The sequence below is a fragment of the Mangrovivirga cuniculi genome, from assembly GCF_005166025.1.
Classification (GTDB): Bacteria; Bacteroidota; Bacteroidia; order Cytophagales; family Cyclobacteriaceae; genus Mangrovivirga; species Mangrovivirga cuniculi.
Genome location: NZ_CP028923.1, coordinates 1,587,927 through 1,606,489, shown reverse-complemented (window position 1 = coordinate 1,606,489; position 18,563 = coordinate 1,587,927). Strand labels below are relative to the sequence as shown.

Sequence of the window (18,563 nt, the reverse complement as noted above, 5' to 3'; positions counted from 1 at the left end):
TAATTTATGGTGGTGTCTGTTTTTTTATTCACAAATAATTTGATCTTCATAAGCCAGGTTAACCCTGTCATAATGATTCCATCCTTTTCGGGGTAGAATCTCACTATAGAATACTTCCAGCTTTTTTAATTTTTTATCCAGATCAACTGGTTTACCCAATTCGATCCGCTGCTTACCTACCTGCTGGTAAAGAATAACATTGCCTTTCTTATCTATATCGATCTGGGCTATCTGAGCTTTTAAAAACTCATCCTCCTCTATCTTTTTGATAAGGTTCATTATCGGATTACCAGGTTGTTCGGTAAGTTTTCCGGTAATTATACTCTTTACATAATCGCCTGTTATGATCATCATTCTTGGTGTATATCGATCCGAAATCGGAATGATCCTACCATCAATACCTATATAAGCGTCTGCTGCCATATTCTGAACTAACCTTGCTACCGGCTTTACCAATTCGGCTTCGACAACGAGGTTCCCTCCAAGTCCACGAAATACTTCTGCAGATTTAATGTATTGTTGCTTCAGGATCTTAATTTCAAGATCTTTAAGGTTGATATTTTCAAAGCTATTTCCTGATAAAGGCACTCCATTGTATGTCAGAGCCGATACCACATCCTCTTCATTGATGAAATAATTATCCTCAATACCATTTAACCTGACATTAATTTCTGAGCAGGTCCGGGTATTGTACCTGTTTCCGGCAAACCCAGCCACAGCTACAAAGACTACTACCAGAATAGCTATCTTCACAGGTGTTTTAATCGATATTTTATTTAAAAATTTCTTCACGATGCTTCAAGCATATTTTTAATTCTTACTACTTCTCTGTCTATGTCTCCCGCTCCTACAGTTAATAGTAACTCAGGTTCCCGGGCTTTCAATAAGGCAATCAAATCTTCTCTGTCGATTACTACCTTATTGATGTTTTTCATTTTATTCAGAATCAAATCAGAATCAACTCCTTCAATAGGTTCTTCCCTTGCCGGATATATCGGCATCAATATCACATCATCAGCCTTATCCAGTGACTCAGCAAAACCATCTGCAAAATCTCTTGTCCTCGAATACAAATGAGGTTGAAAAATCACTGTCATTTTCTTTTCAGGATATAATTTCCTGACAGAATCAATGAGTGATGTTATTTCAGTCGGGTGATGAGCATAATCATCGATGTAAATGGTCTGATCTGTAATACAGATATATTCAAATCTCCTTTTAACACCCTTATAGCTTTCCAGACCACTAAAAAGATCTTCTCTTTCCAATCCATTATCCAGTGCAATCGCTGATGCTGCTATAGCATTTAGCACATTGTGAAATCCGGGTTGATGAAGAACCAGTCCTCCGAAAAACAAATTTTCAGTTTCGTAGGACATGTCAAAAACAAAAGCATTCTCTTCAACTCTTATGTTAGAGGCTTTTACATCCCCTTCATCAATTCCATAGCTAATTCCTTTCAGTCCTCTTTCTTCAATTAAACCTGATAATTGGTCTGAAAGTGAATTGTGGTAATAGATCTTTTGACCTTTAGGAATCAATTCAATGAATTCCTTAAATGATTTAACCAACTCCTCATGCTCACCATAGATATCCAGGTGATCTGCATCCATATTAGTAATGATTGCTGAAGTTGGATTCAATCGTAAAAATGTCCTGTCAAATTCATCAGCCTCAACCACGATTATTGGTTCTTCATCCTTGCGATTAAGCAATAAATTGGAATTATAGTTTGTTGCAATACCTCCCAGCAACCCTTCCATATTCATATCAGCCTGATATAAAAGATGAGCCAGCATAATACTCGTGGTAGTCTTCCCGTGTGTCCCGGCCACCGCTAAAGTTTTATGATCCTTAGTGATCATTCCAAGTACTTCTGATCTCTTATAAATTGTAAACCCACTGGTTTTGAAAAAATCAAACTCATCGTGATGCTCAGGAATCGCAGGTGTATAAATAACCAGCGTGGCTTCAGGATCTCTGAACTTAGCCGGTATATAATTCGGATTATCCTCAAAATGTATTTCCATTCCTTCAGCAGACAATTTGTCTGTGAGATTTGAGGAAGTACGATCATAGCCGGCTACTGCCTTGTCTCTATCGACAAACCAGCGAGCCAGGGCACTCATTCCGATGCCTCCGATCCCAAGGAAATACACGTTATCGTAATCCGTTATTTTCACTTATATAATTCTTCTAATTCGTTTACTATATCTTTTGTCGCATTTGGAAGAGCCATCTTTTTAATAGCACTTGCTAATGCTGATTTTTTATTTTCATCGGTGATCACTTTTTTAACCATGTCACCTAACTTTTCACCTTGCTCTGAATCCTTCAGACAAATTGCTGCTCCGTTTTCTTCTAAAGCCTGTGCATTTTTTGTTTGATGGTCTTCGGCAACATGAGGTGAAGGAATAAATATTACCGGTCGGCCTACCAGGCATAATTCAGAGACTGAAAGAGCTCCTGCACGACTCACCACCAGGTCAGCTAAAGCATACGCCTTATTCATTTCCTTAATAAAAGGTGTAACCTTCACCATTGATTTATCTAATCCTAAAATCTTATCTATCCTGTGTTGCATCTCCTCATGATAGAATTTGCCACACTGCCAAAAGACCTGGATACCATCACGTGTCCATTTCTTTAGATTTTTAAGAACTCCTTCGTTGATGCTCCTTGCACCCAGGCTTCCTCCCAAAATCAACAATATTGGCTTGTTACTGTCGAATCCAAAATGCTCAGCAGCTTCAGCTTTACCTGGCATATTTTCAGCGATCTCCGATCTCACCGGATTACCCGTTAGTTTGATCTTATGGGGAGGGAAAAACCTTCCCATATTTTTATATGCAACACAAATAACATCCACACTTTTTGCCAGCCACTTATTCGTGAGACCTGCAAAGCTATTTTGCTCCTGGATCAACGTTGGTATTTTTCTTTTAGCCGCAACATAAAGCAATGGACCGGCTGCATAGCCTCCAACACCTACAGCTGCGTCTGGCTTAAATGCTTTAATAATTCTGCGAGCATCGATCAGACTCTTCATCAGTTTCACCGGAAACAGAAGGTTTCTGACAGAAGCCTTTCTTTGAATACCACTAATCCACAGACCTTTAATCTCAAATCCGGCTTCAGGCACCTTTTGCATCTCCATTTTACCCTTTGCGCCGACAAAGAGAATCTTTGCATCTTCATGACGCTTTTTGATCTCCTGTGCGATGGCAATAGCAGGATAAATATGTCCTCCGGTGCCTCCTCCGCTGATGATTATTCGATATGGTCTTTTATTACTCATTAAGCTGCTTTAGCAAAATTATTTCCTTGTTTAACTTTTCCTTCGTTGAGTGCCACTTGCGGACCACGACTCACACTTAGCATGATTCCAAATGCCAGTCCGGTAAATAACAAACTCGTTCCCCCCATACTTACAAAAGGTAGTGGTAAACCAGTTACAGGACCGAGGCCAACTGCAACTCCCATGTTCACCATAGCTTGTAATACCAGGGAAAAGGAAATTCCGGCACTCAATAATCCCTCGTATGCCTTTTCACTATTCGACACCATCCGCATACCTCTCACAAGAAGCACCAGGTACAGTATCAATACTGCAACTCCGCCAATCACACCATATTCTTCCAGGATGATTGCATAGATAAAGTCCGCATAAGCAGAAGGTAGAAAATTTCTTCCGTCACTCTTTCCAGGGCCTTTACCAATTGTTCCCCCGGAAGCAATAGCAAGTTTGGCGTGTTTTTCCTGGTAACCGATATGGTCATCATCTAAAAATGCCTCAACCCTGCTAATTACTGTTTCACCACGCTGACCAACAGTAAAAGCGGCTGTACCGGCAATTGCACCAATTAGAACAAGCATAGCCAGATATTTTACCGGAACTCTTCCGATAAACATCAAAAGCATGCAGGTCAGAAAAAGAAGAATTGCTGTACTCATATTTGTCATTGCGATCAAACTGCATACAATAAAGATCCAGATCAATATTGGTAGCAAAGTGACTTTTACATTCTCAATTTTTTGTTGTCTCTTACTCAGCATCGATGCTAATGCCACAATCAATGCCACTTTAGCAAGATCTGATGGCTGAAAAGACTGATTGATCAATGGAATGGTAATCCATCTACTGGCATCGTTGATCGTGTTACCAAAAAGCCATGCATAAAGCAGCAAAGGAACACTGATCCATAGCGCAAGCTTTGATAAAAGACTGAAATATCTGAAATCAACTTTATGCGCCAGGTATGCGGTGAAAAATGACAGAAATACCAGGATAGTATGCCTGATCAGATAATATTCAGTATTACCGAAGTGATTTCTGTGAGCAAGCGTACTCGTGGCAGAATAAACCACGAAGATACTGATCAGTCCCAGGGCGAACATTACACCCCAGATTACCGGATCACCCTTAAGGTTTTCCTGAGTCCACAATCTGATCTTTTCAGTCATCACTCACCTCCTCTTTTAAATTATTTATCGCTTCAATAAATTGGTTCCCCCTGTCCTCATAATTCTTAAACAGGTCAAAACTTGCACAGGCCGGAGAAAGCAATACGATATCTCCGGGTCTTGCCTCTGCATAAGCTACTGCCATTGCTTTTTTAAGCGATCCTGTATCAAATGTTCTGACATGGTCACCAAAAGCATCGACTAATTTTTTATTATCAGTACCCATACAAATCAGGGCTTTGACCTTTTCCTTTACCAGTGGAAGAATCATTTCGTAATCGTTTCCTTTGTCGACTCCTCCTGCGATCCAGATAATCGGATTATCAAAACTTTTCAATGCGTAGTAAACAGCTTCCACATTTGTAGCCTTACTATCATTTACATAGGAAGCACCATTAATCTCTGTTATCAGTTGAAGCCTGTGTGGAGCATTTTCAAAAGAATCCAGTCCTTTTCTTATATCAGTTTCAGATACTCCGGATTTAATTGCTGCGGCAATCGCTGCCCCGGCATTGATCATATTATGAGGACCTTTAACTGGTAGATCATCACTTTTTACTGTGAAATTTCTTTTATCCAGATTGAAATTGATTTCATTTTCTCTGACATCAATATTTATGTCAGTGTCATTTGCACCCAGGGTTATGAGGTTTACTTTTTCTTTAACTTCTTTTACACCCTTAGCTGTATATTCGTCGGATATGTTAGCTATGAAATGGTCATTTTTATCCATGTTAGCTACGATCCTCATTTTAGAAGAGAGATATAGCTCCATGCTATTATCATATCTATCCAAATGATCAGGAGTTACATTTAAAAGCACAGCAATTTTTGGCTTAAACTCTACAATGTCATCAAGTTGAAAACTACTGACTTCAATTACATATCCGTCGTATTTTTCATTTTCGATTACCGCTTCTGCAAAACTCTTTCCTACATTACCGGTAAGCGCATAATTAAGCCCACCGGATTTCACAAGGTGATGAGTAAGTAAGGTAGTTGTAGTCTTACCATTCGTACCTGTAATTCCGATTATCGGTTTATTAGTAAATCTTGCTCCCCATTCGATCTCTCCTATTACAGGAATATTATTCTTTTTACACCATTTAATTGGATCAGCCTGAGGTGGAATACCTGGTGATTTTACCATTAGCACGGCTCCCACCCATTTAGAATAATCATGACCTCCTTCTTCATAATGTATATTGGCTTTATCGAGCTTTGCCTTATATTTTGAGGCAATAGCTCCACTGTCGGAAAGGTACACCTCAAAGCCTTTGCTATCAGCAAGCAAAGCTGCACCTGTACCGCTTTCTCCAGCGCCTAATATGATTATTCTGTCAGCCATTAATTTTTATTATCTCAGTTTGAGGGTAGCCAGCGATATGATCGCTAAAAGGATACCCACGATCCAAAATCTTGTTACTATTTTAGGTTCTGCGTAATTTTTCTTTTGATAATGATGATGGAGTGGTGACATCAAAAATATCCTTCTCCCCTCACCATATTTTTTCCTTGTATATTTGAAATAGCTTACCTGAAGAATTACCGATAAATTTTCTATTAGAAATACACCACATAAAACTGGTATTAACCATTCCTTTCTTATTGCAAGTGCTAGTACAGCTATGATCCCACCAAGTGATAAACTTCCTGTGTCTCCCATAAAAACTTGTGCGGGATAAGCGTTATACCATAAGAAACCGATACATGCTCCTACAAAAGCAGCACAAAAGATTACTAGTTCACTAGACATCGGTATGTACATGATATTCAGATATTGACTGAATACAGCATTACCAGATACATAGGCTAATATTGCCAGTGTAAGTCCGACGATCGCAGAAGTACCTGCAGCCAGCCCATCGATTCCATCGGTTATGTTTACTCCATTAGAAACAGCAGTAACAATAAATACTACTATCAAAGTATAGATCAACCAGGTAAAGTCTTCGGTTAAACCTATCGCTTCAGTTAATTCTGTATAATCAAAGTCATTATTCTTTAAAAAATAGAAAGTGGTCTTCATTGATTTTACATCCTCATATTCAGGAGTAGCCTCAACTACCTCTATCTGATCTTTTTGCTCAGCTTTTTCGAATTGTCTGATCACTACATCTTCATGGAAATAAAGGGTTAGCCCAACTATTAATCCAAGAGAGATCTGCCCGATCATTTTGAACTTACCTCTTAGACCTTCCTTATTTTTCTTAAAGACCTTGATATAATCATCCAGAAAACCTATTGATCCGATTACAACAGTTGTTACTAATAAAAGTATGATGTAAATATTATCTGGCTTTGCAAACAAGATCACCGGTAGAAGTATTGCAGCAACTATAATAACACCTCCCATTGTAGGAGTTCCTGCTTTTTGAAGCTGACCTTCTAAACCAAGGTCTCTGACTGTCTCACCAACCTGTTTTTTCTGTAGCCATAAGATTATCTTCTTACCAAAAAGTATTGTTATCAATAATGATAATAATGCTGCCATACCCGCACGGAATGAAATATACTGGAACACTCCTGCTCCGAGCATGTCAAATTGTTGGTCTAAATAATCAAATAGGTAATACAGCATTATATTCAGTCATTCATTAATTCAAACATATCTTTCAATACAGCACGATCATCAAAATCGTGTTTAACCCCTTCAATTTCCTGATAGGTTTCGTGTCCTTTTCCTGCGATAAGGATGATGTCTCCTGGTTCGGCAAAATTCACCGCCAAACGAATCGCTTCTTTCCTGTCCGGCAGGCTTACCTTCTTTTTTACTTGTGTTGGCCCAAGGCCTTTTTCCATATCCTTGATGATCTCCATCGGATCCTCGAATCTTGGGTTATCACTGGTTAAAATCACCCGGTCGCTAAATCGTGCAGCGATTGAGGCCATTTCAGGTCTCTTAGAAGTATCTCTGTTACCTCCTGCACCTACAACGGTGATCACCTGCTCATTACCAGTTCTCAGGTCTGCGATAGTTTCCAATACATTTTCCAGGGCATCCGGAGTATGTGCATAATCAACGATCCCTGTAATTCCCTTTGGTGAGATCACCAGTTCGAATCTTCCAGGGGCGCCATTGAGTTCCGACATAGCCGAAAGAACCTCAGTAGGATCCTCGTCCAAAAGAACTGCCACTCCAAAGACTGCTAATAAATTATAAGCATTGAATTTACCGATCAGCTTAAACCAAACATGCTGATCGTGCATTTGCAATTCCATACCCTGTAAAGTATTACTGATCATTTTTGCCTTAAAATCAGCAAGCTGTCGCAGTCCATAGGTATTTACTGAAGAGCGAGTGTTCTGAACCATCACTCTTCCTCTTTTGTCATCAATATTTACAAGGGAGAAAGCATCTTGCTTTAACCCGTCAAAAAGCAATTTTTTAGCTTCGATATACGAATCGAAAGTTTTATGGTAGTCCAGGTGATCATGGCTGATATTGGTGAATACCCCACCGGCAAAATCAACTCCTGCTACCCTGTGCTGCACAAGCGCATGAGAACTGACTTCCATAAAAGCAAAGGAACATCCATTGGCGACCATATCTGCTAATAGCTTATTTAATCTGATCGCATCGGGAGTTGTGTGTGTTGATGGGATTATCTTATCATCGATCCGGTTCTCCACAGTAGAAATCAACCCACTCTTATGTCCCAGAGATTGAAACAACCTGTATAACATGGTTGCAACGGTAGTTTTACCATTCGTTCCGGTTATACCAACTAGTTTCAACCTGGCAGACGGATTGCCGTAAAAATTAGAGGCCATTGTGCCTAAGGCAACAGCGGTGTTCTCTACGGCAACGTAGGTGATGTTATCAAAAAGTTTATCTGGCAATGTTTCACAAACAATAGCTTTTGCACCTTTTTCTACCGCATTGTCTATGTAATCATGCCCATCTGCCACAGTTCCTTTAATCGCGACAAAGCAACTGTCAGGTTTCACTGCCCTGGAATCGATCTCCAGTGCACTGACAGACATGGCAGTTTCGCCTTTTACCTGCCTGATAGAAACTTTATATAATATGTCGCTTAATTTATTCACTATATATTATTCTAATGTTAGTGTTACATAACTGCCACGGATCAATCTCGATCCTGGCAACTGTGATTGTTTAGCTACCCTACCCTTACCGGAAACTTCAACTCGAACTCCTTTATTTTCTAAAAGAAAAAGAGCATCTCTACCTGTCATTCCTCTCAAGTCAGGCATCAATCCTTCAGATTGTGACTTCTCATTCCATTTTATACTTGTACCATCAATTGATGCCTTCACCCATTCTGCAGGCTCACTCAAATGATTACTGATTCCAAGCTTATTGCAGATAAGATTCAGATCGTCATATTTACCCGATTGAATGACCGGGAAAATTCCTTTCTCCACTGCAAACTTTGATGGAAGTGGCTGATGAAGATTCAGATCGAGAGAAAAAATCTTATCAGCGATCTCCTTAAATACCGGGGCCGCTACATCACTACCGTACTGGAAATATCCTTTTGGGCTATCAATGACCACTATACATGAATATTTGGGCTGTTTTGCAGGGAAATAACCGGCAAAACTGGTATAGTAGCTTTTTGTATATCGTCCGTTTTTAACTTTCTGAGCAGTTCCTGTTTTACCAGCTATGTTATAATCAGTTCCTTTAATATTCATCGCCGTACCTCGTTCAACTACCCCTTCAAGTGCCTTTCGTACTTTTCTAAGTGTCTCTTTTCTTGATATCTGATCTCTGATTACCCTCGTATCATAATGCTCGATAACATCATCAGCTTTTCTGATACTTTTAACTATGATAGGAGCCACCATCTTTCCTTCGTTGGCAATTGCATTGTAAAAAGTCAGCATATGCAATGGCGACATTCTCAATTCATATCCGATAGACATCCAGGGAAGAGTAGTACCATACCAATCAGAAGCGTTCGGATCCTTGAAGTAAGGTTTTCCTTCACCGACCATTTGAAAGTTAAGAGGCTCAGAAAGACCAAAAGATCTCACATACTCCATGAATCGCTGAGGCTTAGTGTTAAAACTCTGATCAACCCATCTCGAAATGGCGATATTCGAAGACTTTTCTATCGCCTCCTTAAGAGTAACAGTACCATAACCTCCTGGTTTGTGATCACGCATTGTGCGATCATAAAATTTAAACTCTCCTTTACCGGTATAAATAGTGTCTGAAAGCTCAAGTCCTGTTTCTTCCATTAATGCAATGGCGGAAGCTATCTTAAAAGTAGATCCAGGCTCTACAGAACTGGCTACAGCATAATTGTAACGCTCACGGTATTTCCCGGCAGAATTTTTACTGAGATTAGCGATTGCTTTAATCTCACCGGTTGCCACCTCCATCACGACAACACATCCGTAATTAGCATCGTGTTTCTGAAGATGTTTACGCAACGACGACTCTGCTACATCCTGTAAGTTGATGTCTATGGTAGTTTGAATATCAAAACCATCGATTGCCTTTACTTCATTGCCATCATAAATCTGCTTAAGGTTTCCGTTTCCAACTTTTTGAAACACAGCACGGCCATTCTGACCGGCCAGATTATTATTAAAGCTAAACTCGAGACCTACAACTCCTTTTTTCTCACTGTTAGTAAAACCAACAGTTCGGGCTGCAAGCTGTCGGAAAGGTTTATATCTGCGATTTTCTTTTTCAAAAATTACCCCGCCTTTCATCTGACCTTTTCTAAAAATTGGCCATGACTCAAGCTCCTTCTTCTCCCTGTAATTGATGTATCTTTTTCCCAGAACAATGTATCGGTCTCCTTTGGCACGGGCCTGCTTGATCAATCTTTTGTAGGATGCTTTATTTCTGTCTCCAAAATGAGCTGCAAGCATCATGGAAAGTGAATCCACTCCGTAGTTAAACACCTCATCATCGCAAACAGTAGCATCAAATGCCACACGATAAAAAGGCAAAGAGGTCGCAAGTAAAGACCCATCATCGGAATAGATATTACCCCGGACGGCATTTACCTCCTTGTCGCGAAAACCAATACTTTCTGCCATTTCCACCCACTTATCGCCTTCGATATACTTGATCTCGATGATCTTATAAATAATGGCCAGGGCAAAAACGAACATAATAATAAAGGCAATTCTGACCCTCAGTACTATGGAACGTTTTATATTCATTTTTCCGTCAACTCAATTTTATACGGCGGTTCATCACTTTCTTTTAACTTCAGGGCTTTGACCCTTTTTGCTACCTCAGACTGCTTACTTTGAATTTTGTATTCAGCCTGGGAAGTTTGGAAGTCAGCCCGTAAATCTTCTACCTCTTGCTCAAGACGGTTGATCTTGAGAATGGTCTTATCTACATAATGAGTGTGCCCGATGTAAAAGATGCATATCGCAGTGTAAAACAATATGTAGGGTAAAAACTTGACAGGCAGTCCGTCTCGAAAGACTGTCTCAAAGCTGACCACCTGCTCAAAACGGGAAAAAAAACCCTGTTTTTAGCAGCCTTGTTGCTTTGACTTTTTACCTTGTTTTTGTTTTCACTCATCTTTTAGTCGTTCACCAATCCTCAATTTTGCACTTCTTGCGCGACTGTTTACAGCCACTTCTTCTTCAGACGCTATGATGGGTTTTCGATTTACCGGCTCGAAAGGACGAATCAGATTTCCGTAGAAGTCTTTTTCAGGTTGCCCCTGAAAATTGCCTTTAGCAATGAAGTTTTTTACCAGTCTGTCTTCCAGGGAGTGATATGACATCACTACCAGACGACCTCCCGGCCTGATCACTTCTGCTGTTTGCATAAGAAAATCTTCCAGGGCTTTCATTTCGTCATTAACTTCAATGCGAAGCGCCTGAAACACCTGGGCCAGGTATTTATTCTCCTTACCCCGTGGTGTACATTTCTTCAAAACTTCCTTTAATTCAGTAACGGTTTGAATTCGTTGATTTATTCGATGTGATACGATCGTTGCTGCGGCGGTACGGGCATTTTTTAATTCCCCGTAAATACCCAGAATACGATGTAGTTGACTTTCAGAGTAGGTATTGACAATTTCTTCGGCTGTTAGGTTAGTGTTCTGGTCCATCCGCATGTCAAGCCGGGCCTCATATCTTGTAGAGAAGCCTCTCTCCGGTACATCAATCTGATGGGATGAAATTCCCAGGTCAGCGAGAACTCCATCAACCTTATTGATACCGTACAGCTTTAAATACTTTTTTAAATACCTGAAATTACTCTGAATAAACTCAAAATTAGGCGAATCAATTTGGTCAGCGTTCGCCTTTGCATCAACATCCTGATCGAATGCAAACAGTTTACCCTCCGATAAATACTTTAAAATAGGTTTTGAATGACCGCCCCCACCGAAGGTTACATCAACGTAAATTCCTTCTGGTTTTATGGCCAGACCTTCAAGACACTCTTCAAGCATTACCGGCTTATGGTACATCATAGCTTTCAAAGAACATTAGTTCGAGTCCAGATACTTTTCTGCCAATGCAGAAAACTCTTTCTGGTCGTCGATCAAATAATTATTATATATATCCGGGTTCCACAATTCGATCTTGTTTCCCACCCCCACTAATACTGCCTCACGATCGAGTTCTGCGAAACTCATCATTGGCTTTGGAATCAGGATCCGGCCTGAACTATCTAATTCTACAACCGAATTTCCCCTGAAAAAATTGCGCTGCAATTTTCTGTGTTCCTCATTAAATTCATTTAACCCGGCAATTTTCTGGTAGATCTTTTTCCACTCAGTCATCGGGTATAATATCAAACATTGTTCAAAACCTCTTCTCAATACAAGCTCACCCCCATTCGATTCTGGGAGACCGGACTTCAGCTTCGAAGGCAGCGTAAGCCGCCCCTTGGCATCCAGTTTAATTTCATATTCACTTGTAAAAAAGGCCATTTAAACGCGCGCTAATTATTTATTCCTTTTCAATTCACAAATGTAGAGTAAAGTCTGACAATTTCCACCACTTCACCCCACTTTTTACCACCTAATATAAAATTCTTATTAATTAGTACCAAACAAAAGGTATTAAAACTTTTATAATCAAGGAGTTAAATAAATTATAACAACACATAAATAATTGAATTACAATTAGTTATACTGATTAAAATAAAATAGATAAGCGAAAGTGGGGAAAGGTGGGAGAAAATTCCGTAAAACCTATGACCTTCGGCATATTATTAGTCAAAATGACGACAGTTTGATAAAAAAAATTATCTTTGAATTGCTTAAAATCGTTAATTACGGCTAAAAAAGAATATTTATGAGCTTAAAGACCCTTTCTGAATTCGTATTGATAATAATATTCTCAGCATTGGTGGGAGGATGTGGAAAAAAATCGGAAAAAACTGAAAATAATTATGAGATTGCAACTGGCAGGTACAGAGCTGAAATGAATATGGATGGACAGATCCTTCCATTTACTATTGATCTCAGCAAAGTGGGAGATGAAAAATATCTTATGACTTTTGTCAACGGAGAAGAACGCATGCCCTCTGATACGTTTTCTTTATCAGGTGATTCAGCAATAATATCTTTAAGTATTTTTGATAGTGCTTTCGAGGTTGAATTTAAAGAAGAAAGCTTCTCAGGAGAATTTGTTAAATATTACCGAAAGAATGATTATCGAATTCCTGTCACTGCTCAGATATCTGATAATCCGGAATTTTCTGTCTCTGATACTTCACCAGCAGACATCGAGGAAAGATATGCTGTTACATTTGTAACCAATGATGGTGATACGACAGAAGCTGTGGGTGAGTTCACTCAAAATGGAACTGATGTAAAAGGAACTTTTTTAACTCCAACGGGCGATTACAGGTATCTGACCGGAGTAGTTGATGGTGACAGCCTTAAATTGAGTACGTTTGACGGTGATCATGCATTTTTATTCACAGCCAAAATTGAAGATAACGGACAATTAAATGGTAGTTTTTGGTCTGGAATCCACTGGTATGAAGACTGGACTGCAGTACCCGATCCCGATGCATCTTTACCTGATCCTTCTCAAATGACTTACATGAAAGAAGGATATGATTCTTTTAATTTTGAATTCCCCGACCTGGATAAAAATATGGTCAGCCTAAACGATGAAAGATTCGAAGACAAGGTAGTTATTATCCAGTTACTTGGTAGTTGGTGCCCTAATTGCATGGATGAAACGCGCTTCCTTGCAGATTGGTATAAGAAAAACCAGGATTTACCGGTTGAGATCGTAGGATTGGCGTATGAAAAGAAGGATGACTTTGAATATGCCGCAAAAAGAGTATCCAAAATGAAAGAGAGACTGGGAGTTGACTATCCCGTTCTGATTGCTGGCAATGCAGATAAAGAAAGAGCCGCAGAAACATTACCGATGCTAAACAGAGTGATTGCTTTTCCTACGACGATCGTTTTGGATAAAGACCAGGAGATAAGATATATTCACACCGGATTTAGTGGACCCGGAACTGGAGATCATTACATCAGGTTTACAGAACACTTTAAGGAACTGATCGAAAAATTAGCGAGAGAAAAAGTCTGATTTGATAAAAAAAAGGAGAAGCTTGATTTGCTTCTCCTTTTCTATTCATCAACGTTAAACAACCTGAACCTTTAAATAGTATTTCACTCTTTTACTGCCATTTTCGTTCCCTTTAAATTTTCTTTTTCAAAATAATAATCTGCAAATTTATCCTCATAAATTCGTTCTTTTTCAGATCGAATAAAATCAAGAAATGCAGAAGATGCCGGGGAGAATTTCTTTCCTTTTAACCAAACCAGGTACCAGGTATTTACCAGCGGATAACCTTTTACCGGTAGTATTTTTAATTCTTCATTCTTTAATTCCAGTCGCATTGAATACGCTGAAATTACTGAAACTCCTAATCCTGCCATAATTGCCTGTTTTACAGCCTCATTAGTGGTGAGCTCCAGCATTACTTTAGGATTTATTTTATTCTCAGCGATATATTTTTCCAGCATGGTCCGGGTTCCGGAACCCTCCTCCCTGAAAATAAAAGGTATTTCTTCAAGATCCTGAGGTTCATAAAACTTCTTCTCGGGGATATTGGAATTAGTTCCCGAAACAACATATAGTGGATTTGGCATAATTTCTTCATATTCTATACCTTCAAGATCCGGAAGGATAGAAACCACCGCAAAATCCACATCGTTAGATTGAAGAGATGAAAGAACTTTTCGCCTGTTACTTACATCGACAAATAATTTAACTTCTTCATATTTTTCATGATACTCACTGATAAAGTGAGGCATAAAATACTTCCCTGTTGATACCACAGCTAACTTGAGCTTACCTGCAGTGACCCCACGAAGAGCCGACATTTTCGTTTGTATTTCATCGACATTGCCCAATATCTCCTTCGCCAGAGTAGCTAATTCCTCGCCGGCATCTGTAATATGTATCTTTCTTCCAATTACCTCGGTTAATGGGACGTCAAACTGATCTTGTAGATGTTTTAATTGAATACTGACTGCTGGCTGGGTCATAAATAATGATTCCGCTGCCTTTGTTACGCTCTGATGCTCGGTTACTGCAGCAAAAACTCTTAACTGGTGCAATGTGAAGTTCATCTGATTATTTATGTTTATTACTGTTTACATTTCTTTTAACTTATTATATAAAATTTTGTTTATGATTATCTTGACTTTTTATAGTGAATTGTAATGTTTCGGATAAAACTTATTTATGTAACAGATGTCTAAATGCTTATCTTTGATAAAAATGATTGAGCCATGATTAGATTTTTTTCTTTTTTTACACTAGTATTTTTATTTTTTCAGGTCAATACTTTTTCTCAAGACATTGTATCTCAACAATATCTAAAAGTCAAAGAAGGTGAAACGAGAAATTTTGTTGAGTACCTTGAAGAGGTTTGGGAAAAGCAACACAAAGTAGCTTTAAAAAGAGGTTTTATAACCGGATACGAAGTCCAAAAAGTACTGGATAGCGACAGGTATGATTATATTCTGGTGATCAGATATAAAGATAAAAGAGCATATAATTACAGGGAGCGAAATTTTAATTTGGTCATCAATGACCCAAAAGTATTTCCCAAGGGGATATTGATCGACGGGAAAACTGATGATGATATGGTGACCTATTTGTTTAAATTGGTCTCTGAATCTGAAATTAGGAAGAGGTAAAAATCTTGGAGATAATAAAAAATCCCACGGGCAAAACCTGTGGGATTTTTATTTTCAGGCATAGGCTTTTAGAGCTCTACCCCCATTCTCAAATATTTATCGATTTTAAAGTGCCCAGCCGGTATTTTTCAGTGACTTTGTTAAAATCTCTATAGCCAAAGTCAAGGCCGGCAATAGTTTGGATTTACTCCCAATTATTCTGATTGTGTATTTAAAAAGTCAAAAGATATTGTTTGGAACAGATTAATATCCGGCCAAATGAAAATCAACACCACTCCTACTCCGATAATTATTAGAAAAACAGGAATTACAATCTTGGTTACCCTTTTACTTGCCATTGATATGGTCATTCCACCTTTGAATAATAAATTTGATAAGCCTCCAACCATAATATATTTCCATCCCTGCGTCGGATCAATAGTACCTTTTTGCATCGTATTAGTCATTGAAAGGGTGATGGCATCCACGTCGGTTAAACCACTTAGGAGCGAAACAATATAAAGACCACTATTACCAAGTTTATCTTTAGCAAAAGCGATCAAAAGAATAATAATTCCGTACAATACAGCGAAAATAATAGCTGTTTTAAACTGGGCAGGGTTATCAGGCTCCGGCACTTTTTCTTCCTGTGCTTTATCACTCTGAATAAATACAAAAACTGAAATCACACAAAAAACTATAGCAACAATTAAAAGAGGTGGGATAACCGTCCCGGTAAATTGAGGCCCTACTGCGATAACCTCAATGATAATTCGAATAAAAGATACTGCAGATGCTGCGATAATTATAAAGGCTATACTTTTTGTTGAAGATTTTACCTGGCCTGAAAGTTTTGAATATGTTGCAGTAGTGGCCGTACTGGATATTAATCCACCAAGCACTCCACTTACACCTGTACCTGTACGTTTACCCAGCCATTTATAAACGAAATACCCGACAACACTGAGCCCGACGATCAGCACAACCATTAACCATATTTCCTGTGGATTGAGAACATTATATGGCCCATAATATTTATCGGGTAATATTGGAAGAACAATTAAAGATACCGCGGCAAAAACCATGATGGCCTGGATATCTTTTTCTCCTAGTTTTGGGATTGTACGAGTAAAAAATCCCTTCAGATATAATAACAGTGCCACTGCTGCTCCCACCACAACTCCGATAGTCATATTTCCTATAGCAAGATAAAAGCCAAGAGAGTACATTAATAATGCCGCAATTTCAGTTGTCTGACCAATATCCGGTTCTTCTTCTTTCCTCTTTAGAAAGTTCGCCATTCCCACCACGAAAGCTAAGGCAATTATTCCGGCAGCAACCAGCCATATTTCGTTAAACTCTCTGGCTACTAAGCCAGTAACTGCACCAAATAAAGTGATAAGGCTAAAAGTCCTGATTCCGGCGATCTTGATCTTACCTCTCTCCCTTTGTAGTCCTACCAACAGACCTAATCCTAATGCAACAGCTAATATGGTAATGTCTTCTTTCATTAGTATAAAAGTTAACAAAAATTAAGCGAATCAAGCCAAGGATATAATATTCAATCTTGATTTGGTTGTTTATTTTTATATAATGACGGTCAAAGCACGACGCTTGAAACAATAAAGGATTCTCGTGGTTGAACAAATTGCATAAGCAATTTTCTTTATTGCCATGGTTCATGTTCCCACGAAGCAGTTAATACGGAACTAAGATCCTTTTTATTCTCACTTCCAGATGCGCTCCGCTAACATCTGGAGCAACGTCTTCAAAAACAATCTAATTAATCTTTTTAAATCCTGGTTCAAACCATCATCAAGTCAAGATTACTGATAACAAATCAACCTAATAACTCAATACTATCACAAACGCGTTACGCTATCGCTAAACGCGCTCGATCATTTTTGTTAAATGCACAGACCAATCCCCTAATCGTCATTTCGCTCGTCTTGTGCTGTGAGCCGAGAGGCGGATCAGCAAGGAGAAATCTGTATGTGGATACCTGTGTGTTATGGATCCAAACGCGATGCCTGAACCAGTGAAGCCTTGATTCAGAGCAGTATTTATTTACTAGTAGTTTGCCTTTTTCTTTTTCTATATCTCTTAAAAAGATAAAAAGATACAATCAAAAGAATTAAGAAAGGCCAAAGACTGAAAACACCAACTATAAATGATAAGAAAATACTCCAGCCATTATCAAATGAACCAAGCAATTTTTCTCCGAAGCCTGTATTTTTTTCTGGTATATGGGTGTAGGGAAGTTTCTCAACCATTAAGAGAGTAATCGAACTAAACGAAATTTGCTTGCTTAAATATTTGAATTTTCCTTCAAGCGTTTCAATTTCTGACCGTACTTCCGTAAGCTTGGATTCAATCTCAAGTATATCAGAAACCTTTGTAGCGTTTCTTAATATCTCCAGGTATCTTTTTTCCAGAGCTTTTTGATTTTTGATCCGGGTCTTTAGATCATGGTAGCGCTCTGTAACATCTTCAATATTCGATTGTTTTCGAATTAATCGATCTGCTGTGCTGACCATCGAATTAAAAAGTGTATCGTATTTTTCAGAAGGAACACGAATTTTTATAGTATAGGAAATCTCTCTATCTGACCTATATTGGTCCTCTGATTCAATATATGCGTTTGTTCCTTTCAGGAGACCCTTCAATTTCTGATAATCTTCACTTATATCATTCGACTCAATCTCAATTTGACCGGTTTTTATGATTTTTCGTGTAATCGACTCATCATGAGATACATTGGAGGGTGGTGGCATTGGAGACATTGAAGTAGCAGGAATATCAAGAGCATAATCGTTTGCACTTTCAGCATACATCATTCTATCATCCTCTTTACATCCCCATAAAAAGAAAATTAACAAGGTTGAAATAATTAAAATATGTCTTTTCATAATGTTTTCGTTTCTTACAAAGGTTTAGTGATATTAAATAACTAAAAAATTAGTTATATTTACAACTATTGGG

The 18,563-nt window shown here is 38.7% G+C and carries 16 protein-coding genes; 2 read left to right on the top strand and 14 right to left on the bottom strand.

The window, feature by feature from the left end:
- Positions 1-24: 24 nt before the first annotated feature.
- The 11 genes from DCC35_RS07215 to mraZ all read right to left on the bottom strand — a co-directional run bounded on the left by DCC35_RS07215 (position 25) and on the right by mraZ (position 12,353).
- Positions 25-792, bottom strand: a complete 768-nt coding sequence (locus tag DCC35_RS07215) for a cell division protein FtsQ/DivIB (RefSeq protein WP_137090147.1) — start codon at positions 790-792, stop codon at positions 25-27.
- A complete protein-coding gene (gene murC / locus DCC35_RS07210; RefSeq protein ID WP_137090146.1) occupies positions 789-2,183 on the bottom strand; it encodes a UDP-N-acetylmuramate--L-alanine ligase in 1,395 nt (464 codons plus the stop codon). The genes DCC35_RS07215 and murC overlap by 4 nt, the downstream gene beginning before the upstream one ends.
- Positions 2,180-3,298, bottom strand: coding sequence for an undecaprenyldiphospho-muramoylpentapeptide beta-N-acetylglucosaminyltransferase (gene murG, locus DCC35_RS07205; protein ID WP_137090145.1), 1,119 nt, complete (start codon positions 3,296-3,298; stop codon positions 2,180-2,182). Before murG ends, murC begins: the two co-directional genes overlap by 4 nt.
- On the bottom strand, positions 3,298-4,464 hold the full coding sequence (locus DCC35_RS07200; RefSeq protein ID WP_137090144.1) for an FtsW/RodA/SpoVE family cell cycle protein: 1,167 nt from the start codon (positions 4,462-4,464) through the stop codon (positions 3,298-3,300). The genes murG and DCC35_RS07200 overlap by 1 nt, the downstream gene beginning before the upstream one ends.
- On the bottom strand, positions 4,457-5,812 hold the full coding sequence (gene murD / locus DCC35_RS07195) for a UDP-N-acetylmuramoyl-L-alanine--D-glutamate ligase (protein WP_137090143.1): 1,356 nt from the start codon (positions 5,810-5,812) through the stop codon (positions 4,457-4,459). The genes DCC35_RS07200 and murD overlap by 8 nt, the downstream gene beginning before the upstream one ends.
- A gap of 9 nt (positions 5,813-5,821) precedes the next feature.
- Positions 5,822-7,045, bottom strand: a complete 1,224-nt coding sequence (mraY, locus tag DCC35_RS07190) for a phospho-N-acetylmuramoyl-pentapeptide-transferase (RefSeq protein WP_137090142.1) — start codon at positions 7,043-7,045, stop codon at positions 5,822-5,824.
- A gap of 5 nt (positions 7,046-7,050) precedes the next feature.
- Complete coding sequence (locus DCC35_RS07185; protein ID WP_137090141.1) at positions 7,051-8,514, bottom strand: UDP-N-acetylmuramoyl-L-alanyl-D-glutamate--2,6-diaminopimelate ligase; 1,464 nt, start codon at positions 8,512-8,514, stop codon at positions 7,051-7,053.
- Positions 8,515-8,520: 6 nt separating this feature from the next.
- Positions 8,521-10,614, bottom strand: coding sequence for a penicillin-binding protein (locus tag DCC35_RS07180; RefSeq protein WP_137090140.1), 2,094 nt, complete (start codon positions 10,612-10,614; stop codon positions 8,521-8,523).
- Positions 10,611-10,907 carry an FtsL-like putative cell division protein gene (locus DCC35_RS07175; protein ID WP_175402752.1) on the bottom strand — a complete coding sequence of 99 codons (297 nt, stop codon included), beginning with the start codon at positions 10,905-10,907 and terminating at the stop codon, positions 10,611-10,613. The genes DCC35_RS07180 and DCC35_RS07175 overlap by 4 nt, the downstream gene beginning before the upstream one ends.
- A gap of 72 nt (positions 10,908-10,979) precedes the next feature.
- Positions 10,980-11,891 (bottom strand): 16S rRNA (cytosine(1402)-N(4))-methyltransferase RsmH, encoded by a 912-nt coding sequence (gene rsmH, locus DCC35_RS07170; RefSeq protein WP_137090139.1) that lies wholly within the window; start codon positions 11,889-11,891, stop codon positions 10,980-10,982.
- Positions 11,892-11,906: 15 nt separating this feature from the next.
- Positions 11,907-12,353 (bottom strand): division/cell wall cluster transcriptional repressor MraZ, encoded by a 447-nt coding sequence (gene mraZ, locus DCC35_RS07165; RefSeq protein ID WP_137090138.1) that lies wholly within the window; start codon positions 12,351-12,353, stop codon positions 11,907-11,909.
- A gap of 367 nt (positions 12,354-12,720) precedes the next feature.
- On the opposite strand from mraZ, the gene DCC35_RS07160 reads away from it, so the two are divergent.
- Positions 12,721-13,980 (top strand): peroxiredoxin family protein, encoded by a 1,260-nt coding sequence (locus DCC35_RS07160; RefSeq protein WP_246070171.1) that lies wholly within the window; start codon positions 12,721-12,723, stop codon positions 13,978-13,980.
- A gap of 83 nt (positions 13,981-14,063) precedes the next feature.
- Here the strand turns inward: DCC35_RS07160 and DCC35_RS07155 are convergent, their stop codons facing one another.
- Positions 14,064-15,029 carry a LysR family transcriptional regulator gene (locus tag DCC35_RS07155; RefSeq protein WP_137090137.1) on the bottom strand — a complete coding sequence of 322 codons (966 nt, stop codon included), beginning with the start codon at positions 15,027-15,029 and terminating at the stop codon, positions 14,064-14,066.
- 162 nt (positions 15,030-15,191) lie between these two features.
- Here DCC35_RS07155 and DCC35_RS07150 point away from each other — a divergent pair, with 162 nt between their 5' ends.
- The gene (locus tag DCC35_RS07150; RefSeq protein WP_137090136.1) at positions 15,192-15,602 is read left to right on the top strand and encodes a hypothetical protein; all 411 of its coding nucleotides are present in this window, start codon (positions 15,192-15,194) and stop codon (positions 15,600-15,602) included.
- A 194-nt stretch (positions 15,603-15,796) separates the two neighbouring features.
- Here the strand turns inward: DCC35_RS07150 and DCC35_RS07145 are convergent, their stop codons facing one another.
- The gene (locus DCC35_RS07145) at positions 15,797-17,092 is read right to left on the bottom strand and encodes an MgtC/SapB family protein (RefSeq protein WP_137090135.1); all 1,296 of its coding nucleotides are present in this window, start codon (positions 17,090-17,092) and stop codon (positions 15,797-15,799) included.
- Positions 17,093-17,644: 552 nt separating this feature from the next.
- Positions 17,645-18,490, bottom strand: a complete 846-nt coding sequence (locus DCC35_RS07140) for a DUF4349 domain-containing protein (protein WP_137090134.1) — start codon at positions 18,488-18,490, stop codon at positions 17,645-17,647.
- Positions 18,491-18,563: the final 73 nt, after the last annotated feature.